27 protein-coding genes are annotated in these 25,344 nt (G+C 64.9%); 6 read left to right on the forward strand and 21 right to left on the reverse strand.

What is annotated here, in order from left to right:
• The 4 genes from B3547_RS03585 to B3547_RS03600 all read left to right on the forward strand — a co-directional run.
• A partial coding sequence (locus tag B3547_RS03585; protein WP_292960259.1) for a hypothetical protein occupies positions 1 to 283 on the forward strand: 283 nt, incomplete at its 5' end.
• A 130-nt stretch (positions 284 to 413) separates the two neighbouring features.
• A complete protein-coding gene (locus tag B3547_RS03590) occupies positions 414 to 854 on the forward strand; it encodes a winged helix DNA-binding protein (RefSeq protein WP_292960262.1) in 441 nt (146 codons plus the stop codon).
• Complete coding sequence (locus B3547_RS03595; protein WP_292960264.1) at positions 854 to 1,225, forward strand: hypothetical protein; 372 nt, start codon at positions 854 to 856, stop codon at positions 1,223 to 1,225. The genes B3547_RS03590 and B3547_RS03595 overlap by 1 nt, the downstream gene beginning before the upstream one ends.
• Before the next feature lie 484 nt (positions 1,226 to 1,709).
• Entirely contained in the window at positions 1,710 to 1,976 is a 267-nt protein-coding gene (locus tag B3547_RS03600; protein WP_292960266.1) for a helix-turn-helix domain-containing protein, read from the forward strand.
• Positions 1,977 to 2,110: 134 nt separating this feature from the next.
• Here the strand turns inward: B3547_RS03600 and B3547_RS03605 are convergent, their stop codons facing one another.
• Positions 2,111 to 2,680 (reverse strand): outer membrane protein, encoded by a 570-nt coding sequence (locus B3547_RS03605; protein WP_292960268.1) that lies wholly within the window; start codon positions 2,678 to 2,680, stop codon positions 2,111 to 2,113.
• Between the two features lie 212 nt (positions 2,681 to 2,892).
• On the opposite strand from B3547_RS03605, the gene B3547_RS03610 reads away from it, so the two are divergent.
• Positions 2,893 to 3,141: a hypothetical protein gene (locus tag B3547_RS03610; protein WP_292960270.1), complete on the forward strand. Its 249-nt coding sequence runs from the start codon at positions 2,893 to 2,895 to the stop codon at positions 3,139 to 3,141.
• 41 nt (positions 3,142 to 3,182) lie between these two features.
• Here B3547_RS03610 and B3547_RS03615 read toward each other — a convergent pair whose 3' ends face one another.
• The 20 genes from B3547_RS03615 to B3547_RS03710 all read right to left on the reverse strand — a co-directional run bounded on the left by B3547_RS03615 (position 3,183) and on the right by B3547_RS03710 (position 24,438).
• Positions 3,183 to 6,320, reverse strand: a complete 3,138-nt coding sequence (locus tag B3547_RS03615; protein ID WP_292960272.1) for a conjugal transfer protein TraG N-terminal domain-containing protein — start codon at positions 6,318 to 6,320, stop codon at positions 3,183 to 3,185.
• A 42-nt stretch (positions 6,321 to 6,362) separates the two neighbouring features.
• Complete coding sequence (locus tag B3547_RS03620) at positions 6,363 to 7,814, reverse strand: conjugal transfer protein TraH (RefSeq protein ID WP_292960275.1); 1,452 nt, start codon at positions 7,812 to 7,814, stop codon at positions 6,363 to 6,365.
• The gene (locus B3547_RS03625) at positions 7,814 to 8,716 is read right to left on the reverse strand and encodes a conjugal transfer protein TraF (protein WP_292960278.1); all 903 of its coding nucleotides are present in this window, start codon (positions 8,714 to 8,716) and stop codon (positions 7,814 to 7,816) included. Before B3547_RS03625 ends, B3547_RS03620 begins: the two co-directional genes overlap by 1 nt.
• A 2-nt stretch (positions 8,717 to 8,718) precedes the next feature.
• Positions 8,719 to 9,219: a hypothetical protein gene (locus tag B3547_RS03630; RefSeq protein WP_292960280.1), complete on the reverse strand. Its 501-nt coding sequence runs from the start codon at positions 9,217 to 9,219 to the stop codon at positions 8,719 to 8,721.
• 108 nt (positions 9,220 to 9,327) lie between these two features.
• Complete coding sequence (gene traN, locus B3547_RS03635) at positions 9,328 to 12,369, reverse strand: conjugal transfer protein TraN (RefSeq protein WP_292960282.1); 3,042 nt, start codon at positions 12,367 to 12,369, stop codon at positions 9,328 to 9,330.
• Positions 12,369 to 13,112, reverse strand: a complete 744-nt coding sequence (trbC, locus tag B3547_RS03640; protein WP_292960284.1) for a type-F conjugative transfer system pilin assembly protein TrbC — start codon at positions 13,110 to 13,112, stop codon at positions 12,369 to 12,371. The genes traN and trbC overlap by 1 nt, the downstream gene beginning before the upstream one ends.
• Positions 13,113 to 13,129: 17 nt before the next feature.
• A complete protein-coding gene (gene traU / locus B3547_RS03645) occupies positions 13,130 to 14,206 on the reverse strand; it encodes a conjugal transfer pilus assembly protein TraU (protein WP_414690490.1) in 1,077 nt (358 codons plus the stop codon).
• An 11-nt stretch (positions 14,207 to 14,217) separates the two neighbouring features.
• Positions 14,218 to 14,829 carry a type-F conjugative transfer system protein TraW gene (gene traW, locus B3547_RS03650; RefSeq protein WP_349676468.1) on the reverse strand — a complete coding sequence of 204 codons (612 nt, stop codon included), beginning with the start codon at positions 14,827 to 14,829 and terminating at the stop codon, positions 14,218 to 14,220.
• Between the two features lie 35 nt (positions 14,830 to 14,864).
• Entirely contained in the window at positions 14,865 to 15,446 is a 582-nt protein-coding gene (locus B3547_RS03655) for a S26 family signal peptidase (protein WP_292960290.1), read from the reverse strand.
• On the reverse strand, positions 15,427 to 16,077 hold the full coding sequence (locus B3547_RS03660; RefSeq protein WP_292960292.1) for a TrbI F-type domain-containing protein: 651 nt from the start codon (positions 16,075 to 16,077) through the stop codon (positions 15,427 to 15,429). The genes B3547_RS03655 and B3547_RS03660 overlap by 20 nt, the downstream gene beginning before the upstream one ends.
• Before the next feature lie 12 nt (positions 16,078 to 16,089).
• A complete protein-coding gene (locus B3547_RS03665; RefSeq protein ID WP_292960294.1) occupies positions 16,090 to 16,419 on the reverse strand; it encodes a hypothetical protein in 330 nt (109 codons plus the stop codon).
• A 163-nt stretch (positions 16,420 to 16,582) separates the two neighbouring features.
• Positions 16,583 to 19,159 (reverse strand): type IV secretion system protein TraC, encoded by a 2,577-nt coding sequence (traC, locus tag B3547_RS03670; RefSeq protein ID WP_292960296.1) that lies wholly within the window; start codon positions 19,157 to 19,159, stop codon positions 16,583 to 16,585.
• On the reverse strand, positions 19,159 to 19,818 hold the full coding sequence (locus B3547_RS03675; protein WP_292960298.1) for a hypothetical protein: 660 nt from the start codon (positions 19,816 to 19,818) through the stop codon (positions 19,159 to 19,161). The genes traC and B3547_RS03675 overlap by 1 nt, the downstream gene beginning before the upstream one ends.
• A complete protein-coding gene (locus B3547_RS03680; RefSeq protein WP_292960300.1) occupies positions 19,815 to 20,093 on the reverse strand; it encodes a hypothetical protein in 279 nt (92 codons plus the stop codon). The genes B3547_RS03675 and B3547_RS03680 overlap by 4 nt, the downstream gene beginning before the upstream one ends.
• On the reverse strand, positions 20,090 to 20,956 hold the full coding sequence (locus B3547_RS03685) for a DsbC family protein (RefSeq protein WP_292960302.1): 867 nt from the start codon (positions 20,954 to 20,956) through the stop codon (positions 20,090 to 20,092). The genes B3547_RS03680 and B3547_RS03685 overlap by 4 nt, the downstream gene beginning before the upstream one ends.
• Positions 20,957 to 20,970: 14 nt before the next feature.
• Positions 20,971 to 22,320, reverse strand: a complete 1,350-nt coding sequence (locus B3547_RS03690) for a TraB/VirB10 family protein (protein WP_292960304.1) — start codon at positions 22,318 to 22,320, stop codon at positions 20,971 to 20,973.
• A gap of 55 nt (positions 22,321 to 22,375) precedes the next feature.
• Positions 22,376 to 23,191, reverse strand: coding sequence for a type-F conjugative transfer system secretin TraK (locus B3547_RS03695; RefSeq protein ID WP_292960306.1), 816 nt, complete (start codon positions 23,189 to 23,191; stop codon positions 22,376 to 22,378).
• Entirely contained in the window at positions 23,188 to 23,823 is a 636-nt protein-coding gene (locus tag B3547_RS03700) for a type IV conjugative transfer system protein TraE (RefSeq protein WP_292960308.1), read from the reverse strand. The genes B3547_RS03695 and B3547_RS03700 overlap by 4 nt, the downstream gene beginning before the upstream one ends.
• A 3-nt stretch (positions 23,824 to 23,826) precedes the next feature.
• Complete coding sequence (gene traL / locus B3547_RS03705; RefSeq protein WP_292960310.1) at positions 23,827 to 24,111, reverse strand: type IV conjugative transfer system protein TraL; 285 nt, start codon at positions 24,109 to 24,111, stop codon at positions 23,827 to 23,829.
• A 63-nt stretch (positions 24,112 to 24,174) separates the two neighbouring features.
• Positions 24,175 to 24,438 carry a hypothetical protein gene (locus tag B3547_RS03710; protein WP_349676470.1) on the reverse strand — a complete coding sequence of 88 codons (264 nt, stop codon included), beginning with the start codon at positions 24,436 to 24,438 and terminating at the stop codon, positions 24,175 to 24,177.
• Between the two features lie 441 nt (positions 24,439 to 24,879).
• On the opposite strand from B3547_RS03710, the gene B3547_RS03715 reads away from it, so the two are divergent.
• On the forward strand, positions 24,880 to 25,335 hold the full coding sequence (locus tag B3547_RS03715; RefSeq protein ID WP_292960312.1) for a hypothetical protein: 456 nt from the start codon (positions 24,880 to 24,882) through the stop codon (positions 25,333 to 25,335).
• The last annotated feature ends 9 nt before the right edge of the window (positions 25,336 to 25,344 follow it).

Genomic DNA, 25,344 nt, shown 5'->3' on the forward strand with positions numbered 1-25,344 from the left:
GACCATGCACGTGAGACGCGTCCTGCTCGGCGCGGGTGTGCTCGGCGCGGCGCTATCGACCGCGCCGGCCCGCTCGGCCGACGCTCTTCCCACAGTCGACAGCAACGCCGGGCTTCATGGCTCTGGCGCCCATCAATCCGATCCGATTGGCGCAATCATCGCGCGCTGGATGGAGCGTCAAAGGAATGCCGCACCCTCCCCGTCACCGGCCCAGGTTCACACCGCGAAACCGCCGACGCGCAACACTCCGCCGAAAGTCCGTGACGCGGCGGCATTCCCATGATTGTCGAAATAGACAATTATCGTCTATTCTTGATAGCCGCTGCCGTTCGGGAGCTTCGGGAAGGGTGGAGCGCCATTGAAACGGCCGATTGTAGGCCAAATGACTGAGGTAAGCATTGAACACAACAGGCATGACACCATCGCAGACGGGCGTAATGCACGCTGATGAAGCCGAAGAGATCGCTCTTTGGCTGATCAAAGTTCGCGAGAAGCGGAACGCTTTCATTCCGGGCGATTTACTGGGAGAGCCCGCCTGGGATATCCTGCTCGCGCTCTATCTCTTCCACCGCCAGGGGCGCAAAATATGGAGCCATGCTGTCATCGAATCTGCAAATGCGAGTTGGGGCACCGGCTTGCGCACTCTTGCTCGCCTCGAACGCGAAGGATTCGTTCTCCGATATACGGATGAACACAACAAGCGTCGCAAACTCGTGGAACTGACGGACGAGGGTATGACGTTCATGCAGCAAACCCTTCTCAACATGGCGCAGGCGCTCTCGATAAAGGTTCGTGCATCGCATGTGCGGCCCGCCAACCTGCCACGCAGAACAGGTGAGAGAGCAGACACCTGATGCACGAACAGGAAGACCTCTTCGTCGGCATGGGCCGTTTGCTGCGTGGCGCCGGCGTTCCGCTGGATCATGTGGAGCAAATGGCCGAGAAGATCCTCGAGAAGCACGCGGCCGTGAAACCGGCGGCGGTCGAGCATGCCGAGAAACGAGCGGCTGATACCAACCCGGAACTGATCCGTTCGTTTGCAGCGCTTGTCTCGGAGTGCCAGGTCGTCAGCGCGGCGTTCCGCGCCGACATTCTGCGGGCGCAGCGTGTTGCCGGTGCGATCCATACCGCGCAGCGCCGGCTGATCCTGACCGTGATCGGCTTGCAAGCCCTTGGTCTTGCTGGACTGGCCATACTGATATGGCTTGTATGGCGGGCGGCCTGATTAGCGGCAGCTGCTGAAGACGATCACCGCCGCGAACGGACAGGCCCCTTCCCGTTTCGCACGATTCAGGCCATGGCGCCGATGCAGCCAGTTCCGGCTGCATCGAAAGGGGGTGTTTCTCATTGATGTGACAACTGCAATTGCGATCGCGATGCTTTGCATCGCCTTCGCAGGCCTCGTGATCAAAATCATCGAGGTCGCCCGCAAGTAAGCGGTGAGGGAGGCCGGTGCGCCAACACCCGAGCCCTGGAGGTGATCCTCGACGATCCAACTGCCAGACTCATATACGCGGCAATGGTCACCGCTTCAAGTCGTTCTGCCCACGTCCTGTGGGGCAAGCCCTCGCTTCATGTGATCTGCGGGTACTACTCGGTACCGTTCGCCTGAGGAATATCTTAACCGCTCTCTGACATAGCACCGACCTGAAGAAACCTCGCGCGGGAACAGGCCGCGGGAGGGACAAGACAGGCGGTTGGGCAAGAGAATGGTCAAGGTTGCATCTGTGGCGCAGTATCGGTCCGTCGCGGCGGTGATCGAGGCATGCCGCTATGAAACCGGCCTGACCCAGACCCAGCTCGCCCAGCGCATGGGCGCGACGCAGAAATTCGTGTCGCTGATTGAGACCGGCGCCCGTCGGGTCGATGTTCTGGAACTTTTCGCCATCGAGCGGGCCCTTGGGCTGAAGCCCCTGGCTCTTGTCGAGCGGATCTACGAGGCCGACAAGGCGGTGGATGATGACAACGACGATTGACGTCGATCGTTAGAGGCTGTGCAGAATTAGGCGATAATCGGGTATTGTTGGCGGCGCAGCTGACTTATGCCGCCAGAAGGCTCGCGCAATCGCGACGGGGAGAGTTGTCCCTCCCCGCCGCGACGCTGGGGGTCTCAGAAGCGGTAACCGACGCCCGCCAGTACCTGGTGACGCGAGAGGCTGCCCTCGTAGTTGGTATAGCGGTATTCCAGCGCGCCGTAGAGCGGGCCGGATACCCGGACCTGGGCGCCGACGCCGGCGCGAACGCCGTTGTAGTTTTCGCTGCGTTCGAAATGATAGTTAGCATCGTCTCCGGTGAATTTTACGCGGGTGTTCGTGTAACCGACCTTGGCGTAAAGATTGACGTTCTTGCTGGCCTGGAAGGTGACACGGCCACCGGCATACAGATCGCGACCGTACTTGATGCCAAGGGAATAGAGTGGGTTGGACTCGGTGTACTTGGACGAGGAGCCCGTGATTTCTCCATCCACGCCGACCGAGAACCGCGACGCCACAGCAACATCGTAACCAATGCCGCCGCCAAATGCGACACCGTTGGCATTGGCGCTATCCTCGTCAAAGCCCATCGAAACGTGATCGTAACCGACCAGCAGTTCCGCGCGTGGCCCCGAAATATCACCGGCGTGCGCAGCAGTAGTGATGGACGCCGCTGCCAGTGCAGCGACGCAAGCGATAGACTTCATGAGAATGTCCCCTTTTTGATGAAAGTGTTGTGCAACTGCCGTTAGGAGTCGCGAATCTTCGCCAGAAGAGGGAATTGGAGTCATTCCGGACAGATCAGGATTTGCGGATGACCCTGTGATAATGGTGCATCGGTCGGCGAAAGGACCGATCCGAGCACGAGAGATTGACCCCTGATAATGTTTCCAGTATGTTCCGAAGGAGGAGATTAGAAATGGATGAGCATTGGCTGACAAGCGGACCTCGTCCTGGTGGGATCGATCTAGAATCAAAATTTCTTTACGGGTCTCGTGCTCGACCTTTTGAAGATTCGATTTTCGTATCAGATCGAAATAATCCTGAGGTTGCCGCATACTGGGCGACGCTGACGCTGAAGCAGAAGATCGTCGGCTCGGTCTGCAGCATCGCGGTTGGTGCGGCCGGCGCTGGGCTGCTGATCGCTCTCGTGCAATTCCTGCACTGACCTGTCCGAACTTGCGCAGGACAGATCGGCAAGGGCGGCGCCTAGCGCCGCCCTTTTCCTTTGGGATCATACTCGGCGTGCAGATGGTTGCGCGACGGATCGTGCGGGAAGGTCTCGAAGGCGACGTCATAGTCGGGACCAAGACGACGGCCGACCAGCGTCGCCAGCTGCCGCCCTTGTGTCACCGAGATGTTGTTGCCCCGGAAGTCGAGGGCACGTCCCGAAGGGTGCAGGCTACCCACCATGTGCCTGCCATCGCGCCCGGAGGTCACGACCGGCGCCGGGAGGTTGAGCCCCTTGGCGGCCAGAGTCACAGTGTCGAACGCCGGCCACATCTTCTCCGATACCCCTGACAGGTTGACCCCGGGCTTGGTTTGAACATGCCGGCGGGCCTCCTCCTGCTCGCGCGGTGTCTGCATCGTGAAGAACGGCACCGTGTCCAATAGCGAGGAAGACAGCCGGTCGCCCACCGACTGCCGCACGATATCGGCCTGGCGGCCACCCTCGCCCAGCACCTGGTTGCGCATGGTGTCGCCATGCTCCTTCATCGTCGCTTGCGACGAAGTGATGCGGTTGCCCACTTCGTTGTCGAGAGCGGTGTCCGCGGAATGCCCGCGGACCGCTACCTGCGGTCCCTGCGCCGCGACGCCTGCCATGCCCGCATGGGCGATGCGCTGGATGTCCTCGGCACTCGAGAACGAAGGCCCGGCGATTTTTGGTGCCGGGGCCTGAGGGATCAGCCCGAGATCGGCCTGCATCTGCGCGATTTTCGCGTTCTCGTAGCGCTTGAGCAGGATATTCTCCGTTCCCTGCTGCGAGGCTGTCTGGTTGATCTGCCCGGGACGATAGGTGTGATCGAGATTGCGGTTCGCGGGATCGAGCATCTGCTCCTGTACAAACCGGACGTAATCCTGCGTATCGTTGCGGGAGATCGAGAAGTTGTTGTTGCGCCGCTCGGCAAAGGAGTTCTGATACCGCTGGAAGGTGTCCTCTGCGCGCGAGGCTTCTTCGCTAGCGCTCTGGGCATGGCGCAGATCCTGTGTCACCTCCTGGCTCAGCCCACGCAGCTGGCTATCCGACGACGCACTGGTCTGGCGGTAGAAGCTCTCGCGCGCCTGGCGGGCGGAATCGCCTCGTGATTGCTGTTCAAGGAAGCTAAGGCCGTCCAATAGCGATTTCTCCGTTCGGGAACCGTCCTTGGAGTTGCGAGCTTCATGGGCAGCCCACCGAGCCGACACACTTCCTGATCCTTTTAGCGCCGCTAGTCGTTCAGGACCAAGCATCGCTGAGATTGCGGCATCAGCACTGAACTGTCCTTCGCGTGTCGCTGATCGAGCCAGCTCATCAGATTCACTCTTCGTGAAGCCATTGCTCTGCGAAAGTTTCGACGACCAGTTGGTTTGGAGATCATTTACAGTCGCCAATGAGTTCTGCAGGCCACGCCCTACCTCGGTGTTCGACGAAGCCGAATGCTGGGCGGTCTCGAACAGGCGCATCGACGCGCTGTTGGCGGTCGACCAGGCATCGCTCGCCACCTGCCGCTTCTGCTCGACGACGCCGGCGCCCTTCGTGAGGCTCTCCTCCATGCTGCGCGCAAAGTCGCTGGTGGAATGCAGCGTGAACGGGAGTGACGACATGCCCCCTGAGGAATCGTAGCTCATGGTGCCGTCGGCCGCGGTGCGTGTCATCGTGCCATCGGCGTTGCGCTGGAAGAACTGCGGCGCGCCCGTGGTGTACGAGGGTGCGTCGTTCTGCTGGTGGGCGGTCAGATTGTTGTACTGGCGATTGCCATAGGCATAGTTGCCCGTGGTCTGCTCGGATGCCGCCTGCTCGGCCGCGTTCTGGCTTGGCGCGAGAAAGCTCGTCGACTGCGACGCGATCGACATCGCCCCGCGCGCCATCCCTGCGGCGATGAACGGCACCGACATGATCATGAAACCCGCAAGCGCGCCGGCGTCCTGGTTGATCGCCGAGACGCCGGCGAAGTTCGCCGCCGTGAGCCCCGCCGAGTTCCACGAGGCGAGCGAGGACTGCCAGCGCGTCATGAAGATCATGTTGAGGACCACGAACAGCGGTCCCCACGAGGCAAGGTAGAAGAAGCCGGTGATATAGCCCTTGATCACGCCAATGCCGCTGTTGGGCAGCAGCGTCAGCAGGAAGATGATCGGGAACATCGCGTAGAACACGACCGTCAGCACGATATTGAGCAGCGGCACCCATTTCATCGCGCCGGCGGCGATCGTCGCATAGGTATTGCGGGTCTGGACGTCCGCCCGCGAGGCCGCGAAGGCGTCGACCACGCTCTGCGACTGGTTGTTGCTGAAGTTCGAGACCGCATCGGTCATCGCGTTGACCATCATCGCCTGGCGGGTCAGCTGCTGCGCGCTGGTGCCCGATCCCCCGAACGCCGTCGCGCCGATTGCGCCGACGTCGTTGGAGAACTTCGTTTCTGCGGCCGAGGTCGATATCCCGGGGAAGAACTGCTGCGCGATGCGCGGCAGCGCGGCGGTGTAATAGGCGTTCCACCCCGTCAGGATCAGGTTGTAGGCCGACTGGCATGACACGATGTTCGAGGAGCCATCGGGATAGCGATAGGTCTGCGAGAGCGAGACCGATCCCGGGGCCATGGCCGCCAGCATGTCGGGAGCCTGGGTGATGCTCTCGATCGACTTGCGGCCCATAAGCACGTCGTAGAACACGCATTGCTTGAAATGCTCGTTGAGATTGAGCGCCAGCGTCGGATCGTCGATCCGCAGGTTCTGCGTCGCATCGAGCAGCTTCGCCCCGTAGATCATGCCGCCCGTCGAATAATTGAGCGAGGCCGGCATGACGAAGACGGTCTCGGCCGAGGTCGTGAGGTAATCCCCGATCTGGCTCGTGAAGCTCGCAATGCCGGCAAGCCCGATCGGCACGTTGGCGACGACCGCCGGCGCAAGCCCCGGATTGGTGCGGTCGGTGACCTTGACGCTGGTCGTCGGCACCATCAGCACCATGTACATGAGCGTTGCCTGCATGAACCAGCGGATCAGCGCGCGCGGATCCATGTTCCAGGCCGTGGTCATAAGCGCCATGGCAAAGCCCATCACCATGACCACGCGCAGCAGCGCCCGGTAGCCGCCCGCGCCCGACCAGGCCGCGATCGCGTTGAAGACGTTGACGAGGTACTCCCCGCCGCCCACCGTGAAGACCTCTACCGTCGATCCCATGTTATTGCTCCTGCCTCACGGCCGCAGCCCTTGCGCGGAGAGCGCGCGGGAGAAGTTGAGCGAGGCGGCAAGGCCTGGCGCCATGCGCGATTGCAGGGTGCTTTCGATGCGCATCGCCCTATCGACGATATCGAAGGTCCGGTTGACGCGATCGGTGACGCCCGTGGCGCGCTGGGCGATCTGCCCGCGCACGTCGCGCAGCTGCGCCATGTACTGCTCGACGTTCGAAGCATTGCTCTGCGCCTCGAGGCCGCCGCGCGAAGCGGCGACCTGGTCGAGGAAATGGGTGACGATGGAATCGAGCATGTCGATCGACACCACTTCGGCAAGGGAATCGATCTCGGCGTCCGACAGGCGGAAGCCGGAAGCCGCCTGCACGGCGAGGATCTTGTAGAGCGGCACGCTGGCGGTGCCGAGCAGGTTACGCTCCTCGGCCGTCAGCACAGTGTCCGTCGCGATCTTGTCGCTCATCGACTGGATCAGCGCCTTGACGTGCGGGCGCAGCGCCTGCGTTCCCAGCGCCGGCACGGTCTGGCCCCCGGTCTGGAGCGAGAGGCAATCGGTGCCGTCCGTGCACTTCAGAATATTGACCGCCTGATTGCCATCGAGCAGCGCATCGAGCACCGGTCCCACCTGCGGACCGACATACTGGACCGTGGGCTCCTCGCTGTCGCTGCCGCGCGCCGGCACGACGATCGTGCCGGTCAGCGTCATCATCAGCTCGCGCATCTGCTGGCTCTGGTCCGCCATGGGCGAGGCCCTGATGATCGCCCAGGCATAGTTCTTGGGGCCGGGCAATTGCTGCTTCAGCGCGCCATCGGCCTGGTTCAGCGTCGAGGTCTGCTGCCCGCCGTTGCCGCAACCCTGGCGGCTGCGCGCCCAGTCCGAGAAGATGCCCTTGGACGTGCCGACCGCATTGCAAACGGAATTGCTTTTGATCCCCATCTCGCCGGCGACGCCGCCGACCAGCGCCGAGGCCGCCTCGCAGGAATTGATGTTGAACTGGTTGAGATCCTGCACGGCCTTCTCGAGGTCGCCCATGACCTTGTCGATCTGCGGGCTGATCGCCTGGATCGCGAGATGGAAGGCAAAGCCGATCGCGTTGTTGGCGACGGCCTTGGCCATGGCGACGAACTGGTCGGAGTTGATGAACGAGAACGAGCCCGTGAACATATCGATGCCGCCGCATCCCGCCGTGACCTTGGGCAGCTGCAGGTTGGCGGGATAGACCGTCTTCTGCGGGAAACGCGCCCACATCGATCCCAGCGAATAGTAGCCGGCGGACTGGCCCTGATAGGCGACAGGCCCGGTCGCGTTGGCGGCGACGCCCATGTCGGAGAAGGCCTGTTCCATGTCCGAACCGACGCCGGCGCCGGCGGGCGCGATCGAGCCGAAGATCGTCCAGGCCATGGCGCCAAGGGCGAGCGAGGTGCGCGCGAGCGCGCGGCGGCGAAGAACGCGGGCCATCAGAAGCCACTCCCCGGGCGGGTATTGGTGAGCACGAAGATCCGTTCGGTGATCTCGTCGGCCGAGAGGATGCCGGTGCCGATCGGGACCGGGCGTTTGGTCACGGTGTCGTAGAGCACGAGCGCCGGCGTCGCGCGCGAGGTCAGCCCCATGCGCGCGTACTGGCCGGTGTCGACGACATAGCGCGGGAAGACGCGGTTGGGACCACCGTCCATGGAAACGGCGACGACGTCGAAGCCGCCCTTGTCGGACACAGCCTTGAGGATCGGCGCGAACACCTCGCAGGCCCCGCAGCTCTGCGCGTAGAAATAGAAGATGCCATAGCGCTGCGACAGGTGGCGCAGTGTCGCCTCTTCTTCGGCCTTGCGGTTGTCGAGCCAGGCCCGCTTGCCGAGCGACGAGACCGGGCGCTGCAGCGTGTAGTCGAGCGCAGGATCCTGCCAGACCGCGCGTTGCCAGACATCGGAGAACATCGAGGCGCGATCCAATTGCTCGCGCTGGTAGCGGATATAGGCGGTCACATTGGCCTCGGTCGGTTCGATAACCGCGCGCGCCTTCAGCTCGTCGAGGCGCTGGGTGATCGCCGCCAGCTGCGCCGTCGCCGAACCCGCAGGTGCGGGCGCCGTTTGCGGCGATGGCGCCGGGCGCTTGCGGCGATCGCAGTAGAACCAGGTGCCGAGCTTGCGCTGGTGGCAATAGAAGGCATCGCCCGTCACATCCTCGCCGGCGGCCGGCGCCGAGGCGACGACACCAGGCGCCGCGCCGGTATCGTCGGGGAACGTGTCCCCAGCCTCTGCCTGTTGCATCCCGTCCCCCGACGCCGGCACGGACTGGGCCGGCGCTACGCCGGCATGAATCAATGCCAGCAGCGTGGCGGTTGTCAGGAAGGTCCTGCGCATCATCGCTATCTCCTGTCAGGTCTGTCTTGAGGGGAACGCCGGTTACCGCGCCGGCCACCGGAACCGGGGGCCGGAAGACCCCGGAGAGCATCTTCGTCGCCGACGCCGGTCGGCACGCGGTCCTTGCCGGTGAGGCGGAACACGCCGGCAAGCATCAGCGGGCGTTCAACCGCGGCGAGCACGGCCTCGCCGAGCGGCGTGGTCAGCGCAAAGCTCATGCCCTCCTCGTCCCGCGTGATCTCCAGCCAGCCCTTGTCTTCCGAGCCGTAGATCAGATCGGCGAACTCCTGGGCGGAGAGGAAGGGGATGAACCAGCGATACATCGAGGCGATCACCTCATCGACGGGCACGGGCCGATCGGCGCGGCAGCGCACCAGCGCGGCCCATTCCTGGACGGTCACCGTCGGTTGTCCCGAATGGGTGTTGATGCTGGCTTCGATCTTCGCCTCGAACGCGGCGCGTTCCGCCGGCGTCATGTCCCCGAGATTGTCGTCGTCATCATGCATGTCAGGTATTGCCCCCCTTGTCGGTCTGGTGAGGCCGGCGCTCGTAATCGCGGCTTGCAGCCTCACCCATCGCGAACGCATCCGGATCGCTATCCACGTTGGCGGACATCAGTTGCCCCCGCTCCCGTTGATGGCGCTCCCGCTGGACGCGTTCTGCTGGTAATACGCCTTGATCTTGGCCTGGATGTCGCTCGCCATCTGCGCCTGGTCGGGAAGCTTGGCGGACTCGAGAAACTCGGAATAGATTTCCGAGAAGTCCATCTTCGAGAGATCGAGACGCGAGAACTCGTCGAGCGTGAGGCCGACGCACTGTTCGGTCTTGGGTGGCCCCCATGGCTTGTCGATCTGGGGGCGGCCCTGCTCCTGGATGATCCGGGTGAGCTTCGATTCAAAGCAGCAATAGGTCTTGCGCTTGGTGGTGCAGACCCCGAGGAAACTCGACGAGCAATAACTGCCGACGAAGTGGCACAGGCCGAGGCGATCCTTGACGTCGAGTTGCTTCTCGCTGCTGGCGCACAGGAATGTCGTCAGGAACTGCGTCGCGACACTGGCGATCGCGGTCGCGCCGCCCGAGGCGAGCGCTGTATACGCCGTGACCGCCGCGCCACCGGTGAGGAGGCCGGAAACCTTGCCCGCGCAGCAGTTGACGAGACCGAACACCGGCTTGTGGCAGGTCTCGCGCGTGCCCGAGAACATCTCGAGCTTGTCGGGATCGAACTCCTTGTGGGCCTGGTCGATCGCGCCCAGGGCGACGAGCGCGTCCTTGAACTCGTTCGACGAGTCCCGCTCGATCTGCTGGCAGGCGCCGCCGGCGCAGTAGATATCGCCCGAGCAGACATATTCCCGGTTGGGCGGCCCCTGCTCGCCCGGCACCGGGCAGCTGTAGGTGCGTTCGGTGACCTTGCACGGGCCGGACTGGGTCTCGTCGAGGCAGGTATCGCGCAGCCACTTGCATTGCGGATTGGCCTCGAGATCGGTGCATTCGGTCTTCTGGCCGACCGTGACGCAGGCCCCGTCGATGACGTCGCCGCCATTGGGGCAGACCTGGATGGGCGTCGCCGGTTGCTGGAGCACCTGGCTGCAGGTCGAACCGCTGAGCGTCCATCCGGCGGGACAGCTCCACGACGAGGGCATTGCCGCCGTGCTGGCGCGGCACAGCGACCCATCGAGGGTATAGCCGGTGGGACATTCATAAGTCGGCGTCGCCGAGGCGGTTTCGGCCAGCGAACAGCTCGTGCCCGAAAGGGTGTAGTTGGTCGGGCAGGCATAGATCGGCGTGCCCGCCTGCGTGGTGGTCTGCGAACAGGTGGTGCCCGACAGGCTGTAGCCGGCAGCGCAGGCATAGGTGACGCTGGCCGAGGCGGTCTCGGCCGTGCTGCAGGTGGTCCCCGAGAGCGATCCACCACTGGGGCAGGAATAGGTGATCGACGCCTGCTGGCTTTCCGTGGCCGTACAGGTCGTGCCCGAGAGGGCATAGCCCGCCGGGCAGGAGTAGCTGACACTCGCGGGCTGACTCTGTGTTGAGGTGCAGGTCGTCCCGTTCAGCGCGTAGTTCGCGGGACAGGTATAACTGACGGCCGCTCTGGTCGTATTGGTGGTGGTACAGGTGGTCCCCGACAGCGAACCCCCGTTGGGGCAGGAATAGCTGGCCGTGGCGTTCTGGGTATAGACGATCGAGCAGGTCGCGCCGTTCAGCGTGTAGCCGTTGGGGCAGGTGTTGGCCTTGATCGGGTTGTAGAGGCAGGAATCATAGATGCCGGTATTCTTGAGCCGGCGTTTGTCGTGGAATTGCATGCCCTTGTAGGTCGGCGATGCGCAGTTGTAGTTCACGAAGTACGTCGACGAAATCATGCAGTAGTCGGCTTCGAGATTGTAAGGCGAGCCGCTTCCCTTCTTCAGCAGCGTCCCTTGCCCACACTGCAATTCCTGCGTCGCACCCGTCGTGGCGGTCTGCGAACAGGTGGTCCCGCTCAGGCTATAGCCCGCCGGGCACGAATAGGAGGCTGTCGCGGAATACGTGCTGGTCTGGACACAGTTCGTCCCCGAGAGCGTCCCGCCTTGCGGGCAGGAGTAGCTCGGTGTCGCCGCCTGCGAATTGGTCTGCGTGCAGGTGGTGCCGTTGAGGCTGTAGCCACCGGGGCATGAATAGCTCGCCGCCGCGGCCTGGCTCAGCGTGCGCGAGCAGGTCGAGCCGGACAGGGTGAAGCCGTTGGGGCAGCTGTAACTGGCCGTAGCGGCGTAGGTCGTGCCACGCACGCAGGTCGTGCCCGAGAGGCTCCAGCCCCCGGGACAGGCATAGATCGGGCTCGCCGCCGCCGTGCTGGTCTGCGAGCAGATCGATCCCGAGAGCGTGAACCCGGCAGGACAGGTATAGCCCGATACGCTGGCGCCGATCGTCGTGGTGCGTGCGCAGATCGTGCCGCTCAGCGTCCATCCCGCCGGGCAGTTCCATTGCTTGACGCTGGCCTGGATAACCGACGAACAGGTCGTGCCCGAGAGCGTATAGCCCGAAGGGCAGTTGTAGCCGGTGACCGTGGCGTTCTGCGTCAGCGTTTTCGTGCAGGTCTCGCCCGACAACGTCCAGCCATCGGGGCAGGTAAAGGCGCCGACCGGTTCGGACGACGATACCGTCTGCCCGACATCGCAGGTGGCTTCGTAGAAGACCTGCGTCGGCGGCGTCAGGATCTCCTGGCACTTCCCCTGCTGGCCGCTGGTCGCGATACCCTCGGTGGTCGTGCCGGCATTGGCGTTGATCGCCTCGCCCCGCGCCTTGATGTCGGCAAGGCTCGCGGGATCGATGCGCGACCGGTTGCTGTCCGCGCCCCGCATCAGGTTCCAGGCGTCATTGCCGACCGCCCCCGTCGCGGCCGAGCCCAGCGCCTTGTCATCGGTCCCGTAGAGACCCGACAGGCTTTCGGGCGCGGCCTGGTAGCCGGGGATGGTGTCGGCATTGACCTGCTGGTCGGGGATGCCTTCAGCGGCCGACTTCTGGCCCTTGGCGAATGCCGTGCCGTCGTTGTTGGCGGCCTGGACGTCGCCCTGCTCGAGTTGGCCCGCAGCTCCTGCGACCTGCGCTGCCACGACGCCATTGTTGACCAGCAGCGACAGCGTCGCCACCAGGCACAGGATATCACGGGCAAGGCGGCGCATCAGGAACCCTGCCCCTTCCTCAGACGCCCCAGCGCCTGCGCGGCGATCTGCGCGCCGGGTCCATCGCCGGCGGCGATCGTGTCGAGCGCATAGTCGAGCGTGACATTGCCGCTGATGCGGTCGAACGGTGGCGGCAGCGTCGTGCACTCGAGGCCATCGCAGAGATCAAAGTCGGAGGTGACAACGACCACCGCCGGGACCGCGCTCACATGAAAGGCACGGAACAGGCGCGGATCGATGCCGATCGAGCCGTAATCGTCGCGGCTGTCGACGACCTTGAGAATGCCCTCCTGGAACGCCTTCATGGAATTGCCCGGAAAGCCGTTGAACACGACCGAGCCGCCGGCGCGCGCGGTGTCCCGGATCAGCGCCTTCAGCGATTGCGGCGGCATCGCGAGCGAGGCAAAGACGATCAGCTGCGGTGCACGGCCGTGGTCGGCGCCGGCATCGGCCGCGGTCTTCACCAGCGCGTCGAAATCGACAAGGCCGGCAGGCCCTCCGCCGAGACGCGGCAGGCTCGCGGTCATGTTGCGCTGGCCGACCTCGGCGGTGGACTTCGCCTCCTCGCGCAGGGCCTCGCTGCGGCGCAGGACTTCGTCGGCAAGAGCCTGGGCGTCGCCCTCCCCCGCCTTGCCGCGCGCGAGCACCGCCTGGATGTCGATACCCTCGACGTTCTGCGCCACGGCATAGCTGGCGCCCGCCAGCGCCAGAGCGCCGAGCGGCACGAGCGCCATGCGCTTCATGCGTGAATTCCTTTCGCTCACAGGACGCAGCAGTTCCGTTTGCGCCACACGAGGTAGCCCATGTCCTCGCCAGTGACGGGGACGGCGTTGCCCGAGCCGGGTTTCATGTCGCTGGCGCCGATCGGCGGACAGGCCCAGCGGCCCTTGACCATCGGCGAGGGGATCGTCGCCTGGAAGCGGTACTGCTGCTTCCGCATGATCGGCATGACGTACTTGCCGCACAGGCCCTTGGACCCCATCGTCCCCCAGGCCACGCCCTCGCGGTGGAGCTTGTAGGCAAAGCGCGAGAGCGCGAGCCGGCTCGACTGGACCTCGCCGACATGCTCGGCGATATTGCCGTCCATCGGATACATCGAGCCGAGACAGCCGGCGCACCAGAACAGCGGATCGAGCGGCAGCTTGAGCGTCGCCGCACCGCAGTCGGCGGCGCAGGCGACCTGCGCGATCGGATTGGCGAAGACCGCGACTTCCGGGTTGATCAGCGCGGTCAGGGTGTCATCCTGCCAGAGCGGATCGATCTCGGTCACATAGGCGATGTCGAACGAGGACTGCTCCATGCAGGCAACGTCGGTCAGGATCTCCATCCAGTAGAGCAACGGATAGACGTACCAGTGGACGTTCCACTTGGCCCCGCCATTGCGCCCGTCGCGCGAGGAGGCGGCACGGCCGTAGCCAATGTCAAAACCCGGCGCGATCCGCACTCCGCCAAGGCTCGAGAAGCACCAGGGCTTCATCGTGACATCGGCAAGCCGCACCGGCTCCCAGAAGCCGAACGCGAAACCGATGCGCGGCAGCGGCGAGCCGCAGGCGCAGACCGGAAGCGAGGGGTTGTCGGTATCGGGACGCTCACCGGGAAATATCTTCAGCGCGCCAACGGACAGAGGGAACAGGCAGGACCAGCACACATCGGTGATCGGGTTAACGAAGCGGCCGGTGCATTTGGCGGGAACATTGGCGGCGGCAACGCCGGTATCGGCATGGGCGCTCGCAGTAAGGCCGCCGATGCCGAGCATCAGCGCCAGCGCGGCGACCAGCGTCCGAACGGACAGGAGCGCCGCCCCAAACCGCACATTGAAGGAACGCAGGGGGAACATCGCAAGCGCGCTCATTTCCTGCCGATCCCGACCGGTATCTCGGATACGCGCATGACCTTGCCGGCAGGTTCGACGACGGCCGGAACCGCATGGATGCCGAAACGGGCGGTAAGATAGCCGCCCTGGTCGAAGTAGAACCGCCGGCGCCTGCGCGTCATCGCCTCGAGCGGCGCGCCTTTCACCATGACGATCTTGGCATTGAGATCGGTATAGCGCCGCATCGCCCATTCGAGCTGGTCGCGATCGTCAGCGTCGATGAACACCAGGCTCTGGCGCACGGTCACGAAGTCGAGCGGGTTGACCCGCTGGCCGGCCCGCGCGATCGCGTTGCCCTTGGTATCGAACACGTCGTGGTCGATTGTGATCGCGGGATCGTAGATCCAGCTGCGCGGGGTGGTGGCGAGGCCGATCCCGACAACCGGATCGGGACGGCGGATACGCGCCTCGCTGCGGCGCGCGAATTCCTGGTTCATCCGCTCGATCGCGCCCGAGTCCTTGAGGCGGGTGAGCTTGTTGCGGATCATCGCCAGCAGATCGGGCTCGATCACGGCGAAGACCGCACCATGCTGGCCATAGTCCCGCGCCATGGCGGGCGCGGGCGCCGGCGCCAGGCCGGCAGACACGGCGCAAGCGAGAAGAGCGAGACCTCCGCGCCGCATCACAGCAGGACCCTGGTGGCGATGCCGACGATCTGGCGGCGGCAAACGAAGCCGATCGCGGCATAGCGGCTGTCAAAGCCGTCCTTGTGCGCGCTGCCCATGTAATAGCAGCCGTCCGGAATGCGCCCCACCGGCCCCGGTTCCAGGACTTCGCCCTGCATCGTGCGCGGCTTGAGGTGTCCGACGACGCGGCTCGCAACGTGGCGGCCGCTGGCGTCGGTCACGGTGCGCAGCAGCACCACGTCGTCACCACGATGCTCGATCACGTCGCCGGCGAGGCCCAGCGCGATCTTGCCGAACGCCGACGGGGTCTTCCCGAAATGCGCTTCGACGAGCGCGTTGCGGGGCGGCAGGAAGAACGCGACCTGACCGCGCTCGGGCAACTTGCCCCGTTCGACCACATAGGCCCAGTTCGGAAGCGAGTGCGAGCGGTTGATCAGGAAAAGGTGGTTATGGGCAAGATCGTCGAGACCGCGCCAGAGCACGAGCGCGGCCACGAGGGCCGCACCCAGCAGCCAGCGCTGCCGGGCCGTCATATGCGCGGGCGAAGGCGTCGCGATCTCACTGGCCGGATGCGCCACTGGCCCCTCCCCCCATGGCCGGTGCGGGCGCCGGCATCACACCGACCTGTCCGGCAGCGCCATTCGGCACGATCGCGCCCGCGCCGCTGGCCGGCAGGCCGGCGTTGCCGGAGCCTTGTGGCGCGGCTCCGTTGGCGCCAGCAGGCGATGCCGGCATGCGCGGCGCGGGATTGGCGAGGATAAGCTTGCCCACCGCTTCGCGCACTTCGGCGGTGATATTGGGCGTGGACGAAGACACCACGGCTTCGCCAACAAGGATGGTCTCGCCCGCTCGCGCCCTCTGCTTCAGCACCGACTGCAGCGCCGCCATGTACTGGCGGGTGTCGATCTCGGTCTGTTCCGGACTGTTCCCCGTCCGCGCCTCGGCCATTACGAAATCGTTCATCATCGCGGCAAGGTTCACCGAGACGATCCGCCGGCTTTGCAGCACATGGACATCGCGGGTGATCCATGCGCCCCACAGCACGGCGCCGGCGATCGCGGTGCTGCCCAGCAGCTGGCCCCAGGAGAAACCGGCGAAGCCACGGCGGCGGGGCGGCGCGGCAACAGCGGGCGTTGCCGGCGACGAGACAGGAATCGGATCGCCTTCACCGGGCACGGAGACGGACAGGGACGGAGTGGTGGTAGCCATGACGGTAAACCTTCAGGATGAGCTGGAGAGGGCGGCCGGCGCGGCCGCGTGGCGCAGCGCGGCAAGGCGTGACAGGCAAAGGCAGACGAACAGCACGACGAGGATCTCGCTCACCAGCCTTGCAAAATCCGCCCGCGCCGCCGGCGATGCGGCGACGAAGTGGCGCGCGAGATTCTCGGCCTCGGTGAAGAACGTCAGCCAGGTGGCGTTGGCCATCAGCACGAACAGCGCCAGCAGAAGCCCAAGCGCGGCGGCCGCGTTGACGAACAGCCAGGTCGCGAGAGCGACGGCCCAATAGAGGATCGCGGACGTTCGCCCCGAGGCAGTCGAGCGAGAGGTCACCGATCGAACTCGTCTTCGACGAAGTGCTCGAGCCCCCGCGCCGCGTCGGAGCCAAGCCGCCAGCCAAAACCGCGGGCGATCGAGTTGAAGATCGTGCTGATGAAATGGAAAAACATGGGCGATCCTTCTCAGGACAGGTCGAACAGATGGGAATGACGGCGCATCACTCCGCCGCATCCTGGACATCGACGTTTTCGAGCGGCGACCATTTCCTGGGATCGTCGGGGTAGGCGATGCGCTCGATCGCCTGCGCCATCGGGAAGCCGCGCTCGACATAGCGCTCGACCGCGGCGAAGACCTGCGGGCTCGAGGAGAACACCGTCGCGGAATAGGGATCGAGCACGAGGCGGCCGACGGCGAGCGTCTCGGGGCCGCGGATCATCAGATCGGAATATTCGGTGCCATTGCGCTTGAGCGAGCGCATCAGCGCTTCGCTGCCATCGCTGAGATCGAAGCGCCCGTGCTTGGCGAAGTCGGTGATCGTCTCGGGCTTTTGCTGGAGAATGACCGACCAGTCGCTGTTCTCGAGAGCGGCCACCGATCCTTCGGACTTGTAGTAGTCGTTGAGCGATTGTGTCGCGGTGATGAGCGAGCCGCCGTACTTGCGGCAAGTGCGGGCATAGGCCTCGATAAATTCGGCCATCGAGCCGCCCTTCAGCATCTGCCACGCTTCATCGAGCAGCAGCGCCTTGCGGGTCGCGCGGTCCTCCCGCATCGCCTGGCTCGAGAGGAACATGATCGCGCTCAGCACGACCGAGCGCAGTTCCTCGCGCGAGGCGAGATCGGACAGTTCGAACACGGTGAGCGCCGCGCCGATCTTCAGCGAGGCGCGGCCAACGAAGAACTTGCCATAGGTACCCGCGCTCGAGAACGGGCGCATGCCGATCGCGAGGGCCTCGCCCTGCGGATGGCCCGTCCCCTCGAGCGCACGGATCACGCCATCGATCGAGCCCTCGACGCCGCGCGCCGCCCACTCGGCGTTGACCGCGCCGTCGACAAGGCCGACTTCGGTATCGTCGAGCCGCGTCGTGGGCCGCGCCATCTGTCCGATGATCGCCTTCAGCATCGCCATGCAGTCGAGACGGTAGTCGTCGCTCAGTGCCGCTTCCGCGCCATCGATCATCGAGAACGGGTTCAGGCGGAAGCCCGCCGACATCGTGAACTCGACGAACTCGCCTCCCTGCAGCTTGCACGAGTGCTCGAAACTGCGGCCATCGTCGATGACGATGACCTTGGCGCCGGCACCGACCAGCGCGGCGGTCATCTCCTGGAGCGCCACCGACTTGCCCGAACCGGACTTGCCGACGACCGCGACATTGTGGTTGCCGGCGGCGTTCTCGAACGGCGACCAGAAGAAGGGCTGGCCGCGCCGGCCCAGCAGCAGCAGGTGCGGCACCGGCGATCCCGCATATTCGCCCTGCATCGGCGCGATATTGGCGACCGTCGTCGTCAGCATCGTGCGCATGCGCTTGAGCCGCTCGAAATCGCGCGCCAGGCCATTGGCCATGGTCATCGGCATGACCGCGAGCAGGCCCGGGATCTGCATGTAGCGCTCGTCCTGCAGTTCCCATCCCGAGGACTTGTAGATCGCCTTCAGGTTGCGCTCGTGCGCATCGCCCTTGCCGAAGGGCGAGAACGTGGTGACGCCGTAATAGACCCGCACCAGCTTCTGGCCCTGGCGCAGCTGCTCCTGCACATATTCCCATTCGCGGGACTGGTCCTTCAGCTGCGGCATCCAGCGGGCCGAACGGGAATCGGCGAGCGAGGTCGTGCGCATGAACTTGAAGCTCGCGCGCGCCGTCGCCGCCTGCTCGTCGGGATATTCGAGCGCCAGCACGGTCGCGACGGGGCACGGCATGCGCAGCTTGTCGATGAAGGGATCGCCGATCAGCTTCGCAGTATCCCATGCCGTCCAGCGTGGCGGCAGGTTGCGGACGGCATAGGAGCGCACATCGAAATGATCGGGCCGCACTTCGCCGATATCGGGCGTGCCGTCGGTGTTCTGGCCGAGCGCGCGGAAGCGTTCGGTGCGCAGGACGATGCGCGTCGGCTCGATGCGGATCTCCATGTCGCGGCGCACGGCCTGGTCGGCGATCGGATCGAAGGCATTGTAGCCGGAGACATCCTCGCCGCCCGAGGTCGTGGGCGAGGTGAAGTCGTCGATCAGCGCGAGCAGGCCGACCGGATCGACGACCTGGGCATGGACGTCGATCGATTTCAGCATCGAGATCATGGAATCTCTCAGGGCAACGAGTTCAGCGTCGGTCGTCTTCGCGCCTTCTGGAACGCCCACCGAGACGATCACGCGGTGCGAGCGCAGATGGAACGGGGCATCACGCGACAGGCTTTCCCAGACACCGCCGTTGATATGGTCGCAGCGGTGCTGGGCCATGCGCTCGTAGATGCCGCCGGCCTCGGCGCGCGGCATGAACCACATGCCGATCGTGCCCGCGATGCGCGGGCTCTGCCACTGGACGATCTGGATGCAGGTCTTCTCCGGGATGCCTTCGGACAAGAACTGCGCGATGATCTCGCTGGTGCGATCGTCGGCGCCGACCAGCGGGGCCATCTCGACGAGAAATCCGCGCGAGGCGTTGTTGTAGTAGATCTGCGAGCGGGGATCGTAGCTGCGATAGGGCAGCCAGTGCGCGAGCATTGGGATCGCCGCCTGCGGCGGCGCCTTGTCCACCTTGCGCGGACCACCGAAGAGATCGGCGACGAGGCCGTCAAAGAACGCCATCAGTGCCCTCCATCGCCGCTGGTAGCCGGGAACGCTGGCGCTCGAACCGGCGCGGACGGAGATGCCGGCGGCGATCTGGGAGCAGGAGCAGGAGCCGAGGACGGGGCCGATCCGGACGCGGTTGCAGCCGCCGCCGGCGTACCCAGCGTCCGTTCGACCTGGGTTCGAATGCTCGCCACAGGCGAGGCCGCGACGGTCCTACCGCCATCGGAGGTCACCATCTGGTCGAACGCGGCGAGTTCCGGCGCGCCCGCCGCCAGTTCGACGAGGCTCAGTCGGACCGGTGTGGCTGTCGCCGGCGGCGTCCCACCGCCCAATCGGGGGCCTGGCGCATCCGGCTCGACATAGACAACCGTGGCATCGCGCCAGCGGCCAAAGCGATCGGTGCGCGCGGGCATCACCACCTTGAGCGCACCGGCCGAATGCTGGGCCGGCACGGACTGGCCCGCCACGGACTGGGCTGCCGCCGATGGCAGCGCGTCCGACCCGGCCGGGGCGTTCATCACAGCCAGCGCCTGATCATCGATCTTCGACGTCGGCGCGCAGATGCCGTCGGGCGCACGGCAGACGAAGTTGCCTTTGACGTTGCCGCCAAGGCTGACGCAGCCGGCGACAAGGGCCGGCACCGCGATCGCGAGCAGAAGTGCGGGCCGGTTCATGGGCACACACTCCCAAGATCCACGCGTTGACGATCGTGGTCGACAGGCGTTGCGCCCGCGACGATCGCCTGCGCCAGCGAGCCGGACACCAGCGTCGCGAGCAACAGCTCGCCGCACACCGCAAAAGCCTTCAGCCCCGCGAACAGCGGCAGCAGACCGGCAGGATCGAACAGAGCCATCCTGCTAGCCGCGCCGGCGCTGAGCCCATGGAGCACGCCCAGGCCCACCGCTTCGAAGCCGACCAGCGCCGCGACGATCATGCGCTTGCCCGTCATCGCCGCGCTCCCCTGAGCCAAGGCTCGAGAATGTCGCGCGAGCGGTAGCCTTCGAGGACTTCGCCATCGGAGCGCACGATCACCGGCGTGCCCGTGAAATTGTTGGTCCGCGCGAACTCCTCATTGGCATCGAGGCCACTGGTGTCGCAGGCCGCTGCCGGCAGGGGTTCGCCGGCATAAGCCGCCTTCACCGCCCTTGCCTTGTCGCGCGCGCAATAGACGCGGTTGGCGATATCGCGGCTGCCGAGCGTCGAGATCGGCCGCTCGATCACGCGCACGTTCATGCGCTCGAGTTCGTTCACGAGCGCGCGACAGTAGCCGCAATGGAAATCGGTGAAGATCGTGACCGGCGTGCCGTCCGGCGCGCCCCAGACCACCGCGCCTGCCGTCCCGAGCTTCGAGAGATCGACACGCCGTGCCGCGGCCGGCGGCGTCGCGGGCTGCGGGGCATTGCCCCGGCCCATCAGCGCCGGCGCGCTGGTCTCGCCGCCCTCTTCCTCGCGCGCTCCGGCATTGGCCGCGCCGCCGAGCAGCAGGCCCGGGTTGATCTCGAGGAGCTTTGCCGCCGTCAGGTCCTGGCGCGTCTCCATGTCATAGACGCGGCCGATAAACAGATAGCGCGCGCCATGATCGACGTAGAACAGACTCTTGCCGGCGACGACCTCGCAGAGACCTGCGACCTTGTCGCAGTCCAACGCGCTCACCTCAGTCTTTGGCAGGCGCGCCTTGAGCAGATCGGTGACGTGGGTCGCATCGATATGGCCATCGGCGGCATAGACGCCGGCGGAGACACTGAGCGCGCTGACCGCGCCAACGAGCGCCGCGCGCAGCGTGCCGCTCCTGAACTTGCTGATGATGTTCATGATGAGGATACCCTTCAATTGCGGATGAACGCGCCTTCGAGGAACACGATCTCGACATCGATGCCGGTCGGCATCTCGATCACGGGCTGATACTGTTCGGCGCGCTCGATCAGGTATTGCGAGAGCCGGTCTCCGGCCTGGCTGATGCCTTCGCCGAGCCCGCCCTGGGCGATGTCGCTGGCGGAGAGCTTGGGCCGCTCGCCGTTGACGATGGTCTGCCCGCTGGTGAGGAAACTGCGGGTGTTGACGGAGAAGCCCTTGCCGACGCCGCCAACAAGGCCGGCGAAGAACGCCTGCATGGTGAGGCTGCCTTCGCGGCTGACGACGCGGCCGCGCACGCCGGTCTTGCCGCCGAAGGCGACGAAGCCCTTGACCTCGCTTTCCGCAAAGCGCCCGCCGGGCTGCGGACAGGTCATCTTGGCAAGGCGCACATAGACCTTCTCGCTCGAGAGATCGCCGCGTGCGGCGCCGTTCACCAGGCAGCCATCGATCCGCGTGGTGAGGACCTTGCCGTTCTGCGCGACCGAGCGGGCCGGGCCGGTAATGCGCAGGACCACCGGAAGGGGATCGGACTGCGACTGGACGTTGGAAGCGGCATCGACGCCGACGATGACCCGCGCTTTGGCGTAGCTGTTCGCCGGCAGATAGTTGGGGCTGTCGGTATAGATCGTATTGCCGCGATCGGCGGGCTTGGCCGTTCCGGCAGGGCCGGACGGTGTCGAAGAAAAGCTGATGACCTTGAGCTCGGAACGCGGCGGTGCCGCCAGTGGCGATCCCGAGGGCACTCCGCTCGCGCCAAAGCCCTGATAGGACGCGGGGCCAGAAGCGCCATAGAGCGCGCGCGGCCCTGCCGCCGCCGCGGTGCTCGCGCTGGTCTGCGCGGCGGCAAGCTGCTGGCGCAGGTTGCGGTTCTCGTCCTCATAGGCCGAGACGACCTTGGTGCCGTCGGCCGCCATGCTCGAGTTCTCCGAACGCAGCGCGTCGAGTTGCGCCTGCAGCTGCTGCAGCTGGTTCCCCTGCCCCGCCATCCGGCGCAGCTGGTTGTCCTGCGCCTGCAGCCGGTTCTCGCTCATCGCGATCCATTCCTTCTCGGAAAGGTTGCGGGCGCCCAGGTCATCGGTCGAGACCGAGATCTGCTGGCCGCCTTTCGGGGTATCCGTGCCCGGAGCCTTCGATCCGGAATCGGCGAACAGCCACCAGCCACACAAGGCCACGACCACCGCGCCGCCCGCATAGAGCGCGATCCGCTGGCGGCGCTGGACATCGTCGTTGGCGCCAAGGCCCGCTGCCGGTGTCGGCGCGGCGCTCATATCGAGAGCGGTGGGCGAGGCTTTCCTGCGCCCGAACAGATCGCTCAATGCCATTGTCTTACCTCACTGAACTGGGGTCCGCCGTTGCGGGCGGCTTCAAGCATTGCCGTCACGATTCCGGCGCCGCCCGGCGCGTGACGACATAGGCCGTCGTCACCTGGTGCGGCTCGAGGCGGGGGCTGGCGATGGCGATGGCGAGCGCATCGCCGGGCGCGATCTGCGCTTCGCTGAGTTCGGTCGCGGCCTTGCCCGTGTTCTCGATGCGCAGCACCCGGCCCGTCAGGTCGAGACCGCGGTACTGCGCGAGCAGCTGCACGGTGACATCGCCCGAGCGCACCGGCATCAACGCGGCCTTTTCCATGCGGAAGCCGGGCACGACTTTCTGTCCGGCCATGGCCTGGACAAGGCGGACGGCGGTCTCGTCGAGGTCGGGCGCCTGCTGGTCGCCCTCCTCGGCATCTGCCGCCTTGGCCGCCTTCTCCGTGGCGGGATTGGCGAGGAAGATCTGCTGCGCCTCGATCGGTTCGATCCGGCAGGCGAACTTGTAGACGAAGCCCATCTTCGAGGTGCCGAAGAACGACAGCGCCTTCGGCCGAAAGCCGGTGGGGACGGACAGATAGATATCGCCGCGGTTCTGCTCGTTGACCACCGAGAAATCGTCTAGCGGGTTTTCCGGCTGCACCTTGGAGACGCTGGCGAACGCATCGCCGACGAGGCTGATGCGGGTGAGATCGCGCTGCGAGGCGACGCATTCGACGCGGGCATTGTCCTCGACCGTGAGGGTCTGGTCGGCCAAGGCCGGCGTCGCGCCGAACAGGCCGGCGGCGAACACAACGCATCCGGCAAGCTGCGCGCCGCGGTTGTCGAGCCGGGACAGCAGCAGGGCGCCGGCCCCGAGACAAAGGCCCATGGCGGTTGAGGTCATGGCTGTGATCCTGTGGTGTGCTGGTCGGTTGCCGGCGGCGTTGCCGTTGCCGGCGCCGGAGCATCGGCGTCCGCTGGCGCGCCAGGCGCGGCGACGGCGCCGAAGCCGATCAGGCGCAGTTCGATGCCGGTGTAGGTCCACTCGAAACGGAAGGTGCGCTTGAGCGCTGCCACTTCCTGGCGGCCGACCATGGTGTGGAGCACGCCCGAGACCTCGGACGTCAGGTGTTCGGGGTCCACTTTCATGGACTCGATCGTGTAGAACTGGGCGACGCTCGACCCGCGCTGGTCGTTGACGATGCGCAGCAGTTCGCCCTTCATCCGCCCGTAAGCGGAAGGGTGGACGATGCGCAGGACCGCATCCATCCAGTATTGCGCGTTCTGCGGTGTGCGGTTGAGCATGAGCACGGTCGCATCGCGCGTCACCAGCTCGAGGTAGTCCTTGCTGACGCCGGCGCTCGAGAGTTCGATGGGCCGCGTGAGCACGGGCTGCAGCACGACTTCGCGATCGCGCGCCGACGCCGCGATCAGCGCGAACATCGCGACCACGCCGAGCCCGACGCTGGTGAGCACCAGCATGTTGCGCTGGCGCAGCACGCGCTGAGCCTGCGCCTGGCTGAAACCGATTTCCATGGATTATCCCGCCATCAAGCGAAGGTAGGAAGGCGGGACGGCGCGAAGGCCGGTCATCCCTGCGGGCAAGTGCCAGTAGGCCGCATGAAGAAGCCAGGATGTAGCGCGGCCCGCTTTTGCCTTACGCAGACCCCACCAACCCAGGAAACCGAATGCGATACCGACGAGCACATGCTGCGTCATGATGCCAACCACGAACGGAATCGCGAGCGCGGCGAACTCGTCGAGAGTCCACAGGCCGATCCGTTCAGGCTCATCAAGCTTTGCAGGAATACCATAGCGATCCATCGCCGCCCCTCCCCCGGATCATGCACGCGCCGGAAATCCGCCGCGCCCACGCCCGGTCACAGATCAGATGATCGCGGTGATCGTCGAGGTGACGATCGGGATACCCGTGCCGACACCGATGCCGACACCGACCGGGATGGCGATCTGCGCCATCGAGAAACGGCCGGACGCGAGACCGATCAGGCCACCGACCAGCGAGATCAGGGTGATGATCTTGCCGCCCGAGCCTTCGAGGAAGCCCGAGAACTTGGTGAAGGCCGTATCGAAGGTGGTGTCGGTGCCCGCCAGCGCGGGCATGGCGAACAGCGCCACCATGAGCGCCGCCATCAGCAGGCCGAAGGCGAGGTATTCCAGTTTGCGCTGAGGCGAGGCGTCCGAGACGCCACCCCATTTGGTCAGTGAGGCAGTTGCAGCCATACGATGTCCCTTGTTTGGAGTATCGTCAGTATTGACGACGCATGCAGCCAAAGGGACGGCAGACGATTTTCAAGTTAAAAGTGTTTCTCTAGGAAAAGATAATTCCGATTGAAGATAAAACGAACTTTCCAGTGTATATTAAGTTCATCCATGACGGATTAATGCAACATATATTTGCACTCCTCCGTCACTGCGTTGGATTTATGCAATCTTCTGGTGGATTTATGCAACACGCACCAACGAGCATTTAATTGAGCACACACTCCTCACAAACCCGCTTGCCGACCAGCGCGACATGGCTTACGGGTCATGATACATGTAATGTCATGTATTATGTTTGGCGAGGAAAACATGGCCCTCAGTGACAGCTATCGGGAGCTTTTCCTGAAGCAGACGAATCGGAACCCCGTTTCAGCACGATCAATCGCCACCAGGGCGAAACTGCACCAATCAAGCCTGATCCATTTTGCGGTGAAGGGCGGCCAAATGCGCTACGATCACCAGGTCGCCCTGCTGGATGCGGCCGGGATAGACCGACTGGCGTCGGTTCTTGCCGTTGAAGTGCTTCACGATCCCGAGAGCTACGAAAATCCCGCCATTCACATGATCGCCGGGATGCTGCCGCCGTTGCTCAAGTACCTCACGGTACAGGAGATGGATGCCGTCGATCCGTTTCACGCTAACGAGATGACCGTCATTTCCGAACATATCGCGAAATATCTAATCCAGGTCGTGGAAAAACGCCTCGCTCGCCGAAAGGTGCCATACGAGCACTTCACGTTGGATTTCTCGCGAGAAGCCCGGTGACATTCGTCC

Source organism: Novosphingobium sp. UBA1939 (assembly GCF_002336885.1).
Lineage (GTDB): Bacteria > Pseudomonadota > Alphaproteobacteria > Sphingomonadales > Sphingomonadaceae > Novosphingobium.

Excerpts from the sequence above, each read along its gene's own strand:
- B3547_RS03590 (WP_292960262.1), top strand. The coding sequence starts at position 414 with ATGACACCATCGCAGACGGGCGTAATGCACGCTGATGAAGCCGAAGAG.
- B3547_RS03595 (WP_292960264.1), top strand. The coding sequence starts at position 854 with ATGCACGAACAGGAAGACCTCTTCGTCGGCATGGGCCGTTTGCTGCGT.
- B3547_RS03600 (WP_292960266.1), top strand. The coding sequence starts at position 1,710 with ATGGTCAAGGTTGCATCTGTGGCGCAGTATCGGTCCGTCGCGGCGGTG.
- B3547_RS03605 (WP_292960268.1), bottom strand. The coding sequence starts at position 2,680 with ATGAAGTCTATCGCTTGCGTCGCTGCACTGGCAGCGGCGTCCATCACT.
- B3547_RS03610 (WP_292960270.1), top strand. The coding sequence starts at position 2,893 with ATGGATGAGCATTGGCTGACAAGCGGACCTCGTCCTGGTGGGATCGAT.
- B3547_RS03620 (WP_292960275.1), bottom strand. The coding sequence starts at position 7,814 with ATGGCCCGCGTTCTTCGCCGCCGCGCGCTCGCGCGCACCTCGCTCGCC.
- B3547_RS03625 (WP_292960278.1), bottom strand. The coding sequence starts at position 8,716 with ATGATGCGCAGGACCTTCCTGACAACCGCCACGCTGCTGGCATTGATT.
- B3547_RS03630 (WP_292960280.1), bottom strand. The coding sequence starts at position 9,219 with ATGCATGATGACGACGACAATCTCGGGGACATGACGCCGGCGGAACGC.
- traN (WP_292960282.1), bottom strand. The coding sequence starts at position 12,369 with ATGCGCCGCCTTGCCCGTGATATCCTGTGCCTGGTGGCGACGCTGTCG.
- trbC (WP_292960284.1), bottom strand. The coding sequence starts at position 13,112 with ATGAAGCGCATGGCGCTCGTGCCGCTCGGCGCTCTGGCGCTGGCGGGC.
- traU (WP_414690490.1), bottom strand. The coding sequence starts at position 14,206 with ATGTTCCCCCTGCGTTCCTTCAATGTGCGGTTTGGGGCGGCGCTCCTG.
- B3547_RS03660 (WP_292960292.1), bottom strand. The coding sequence starts at position 16,077 with ATGGCTACCACCACTCCGTCCCTGTCCGTCTCCGTGCCCGGTGAAGGC.
- traC (WP_292960296.1), bottom strand. The coding sequence starts at position 19,159 with ATGGCGTTCTTTGACGGCCTCGTCGCCGATCTCTTCGGTGGTCCGCGC.
- B3547_RS03675 (WP_292960298.1), bottom strand. The coding sequence starts at position 19,818 with ATGAACCGGCCCGCACTTCTGCTCGCGATCGCGGTGCCGGCCCTTGTC.
- B3547_RS03680 (WP_292960300.1), bottom strand. The coding sequence starts at position 20,093 with ATGACGGGCAAGCGCATGATCGTCGCGGCGCTGGTCGGCTTCGAAGCG.
- B3547_RS03685 (WP_292960302.1), bottom strand. The coding sequence starts at position 20,956 with ATGAACATCATCAGCAAGTTCAGGAGCGGCACGCTGCGCGCGGCGCTC.
- B3547_RS03690 (WP_292960304.1), bottom strand. The coding sequence starts at position 22,320 with ATGGCATTGAGCGATCTGTTCGGGCGCAGGAAAGCCTCGCCCACCGCT.
- B3547_RS03695 (WP_292960306.1), bottom strand. The coding sequence starts at position 23,191 with ATGACCTCAACCGCCATGGGCCTTTGTCTCGGGGCCGGCGCCCTGCTG.
- B3547_RS03700 (WP_292960308.1), bottom strand. The coding sequence starts at position 23,823 with ATGGAAATCGGTTTCAGCCAGGCGCAGGCTCAGCGCGTGCTGCGCCAG.
- traL (WP_292960310.1), bottom strand. The coding sequence starts at position 24,111 with ATGGATCGCTATGGTATTCCTGCAAAGCTTGATGAGCCTGAACGGATC.
- B3547_RS03710 (WP_349676470.1), bottom strand. The coding sequence starts at position 24,438 with ATGGCGGCGCTCATGGTGGCGCTGTTCGCCATGCCCGCGCTGGCGGGC.
- B3547_RS03715 (WP_292960312.1), top strand. The coding sequence starts at position 24,880 with ATGGCCCTCAGTGACAGCTATCGGGAGCTTTTCCTGAAGCAGACGAAT.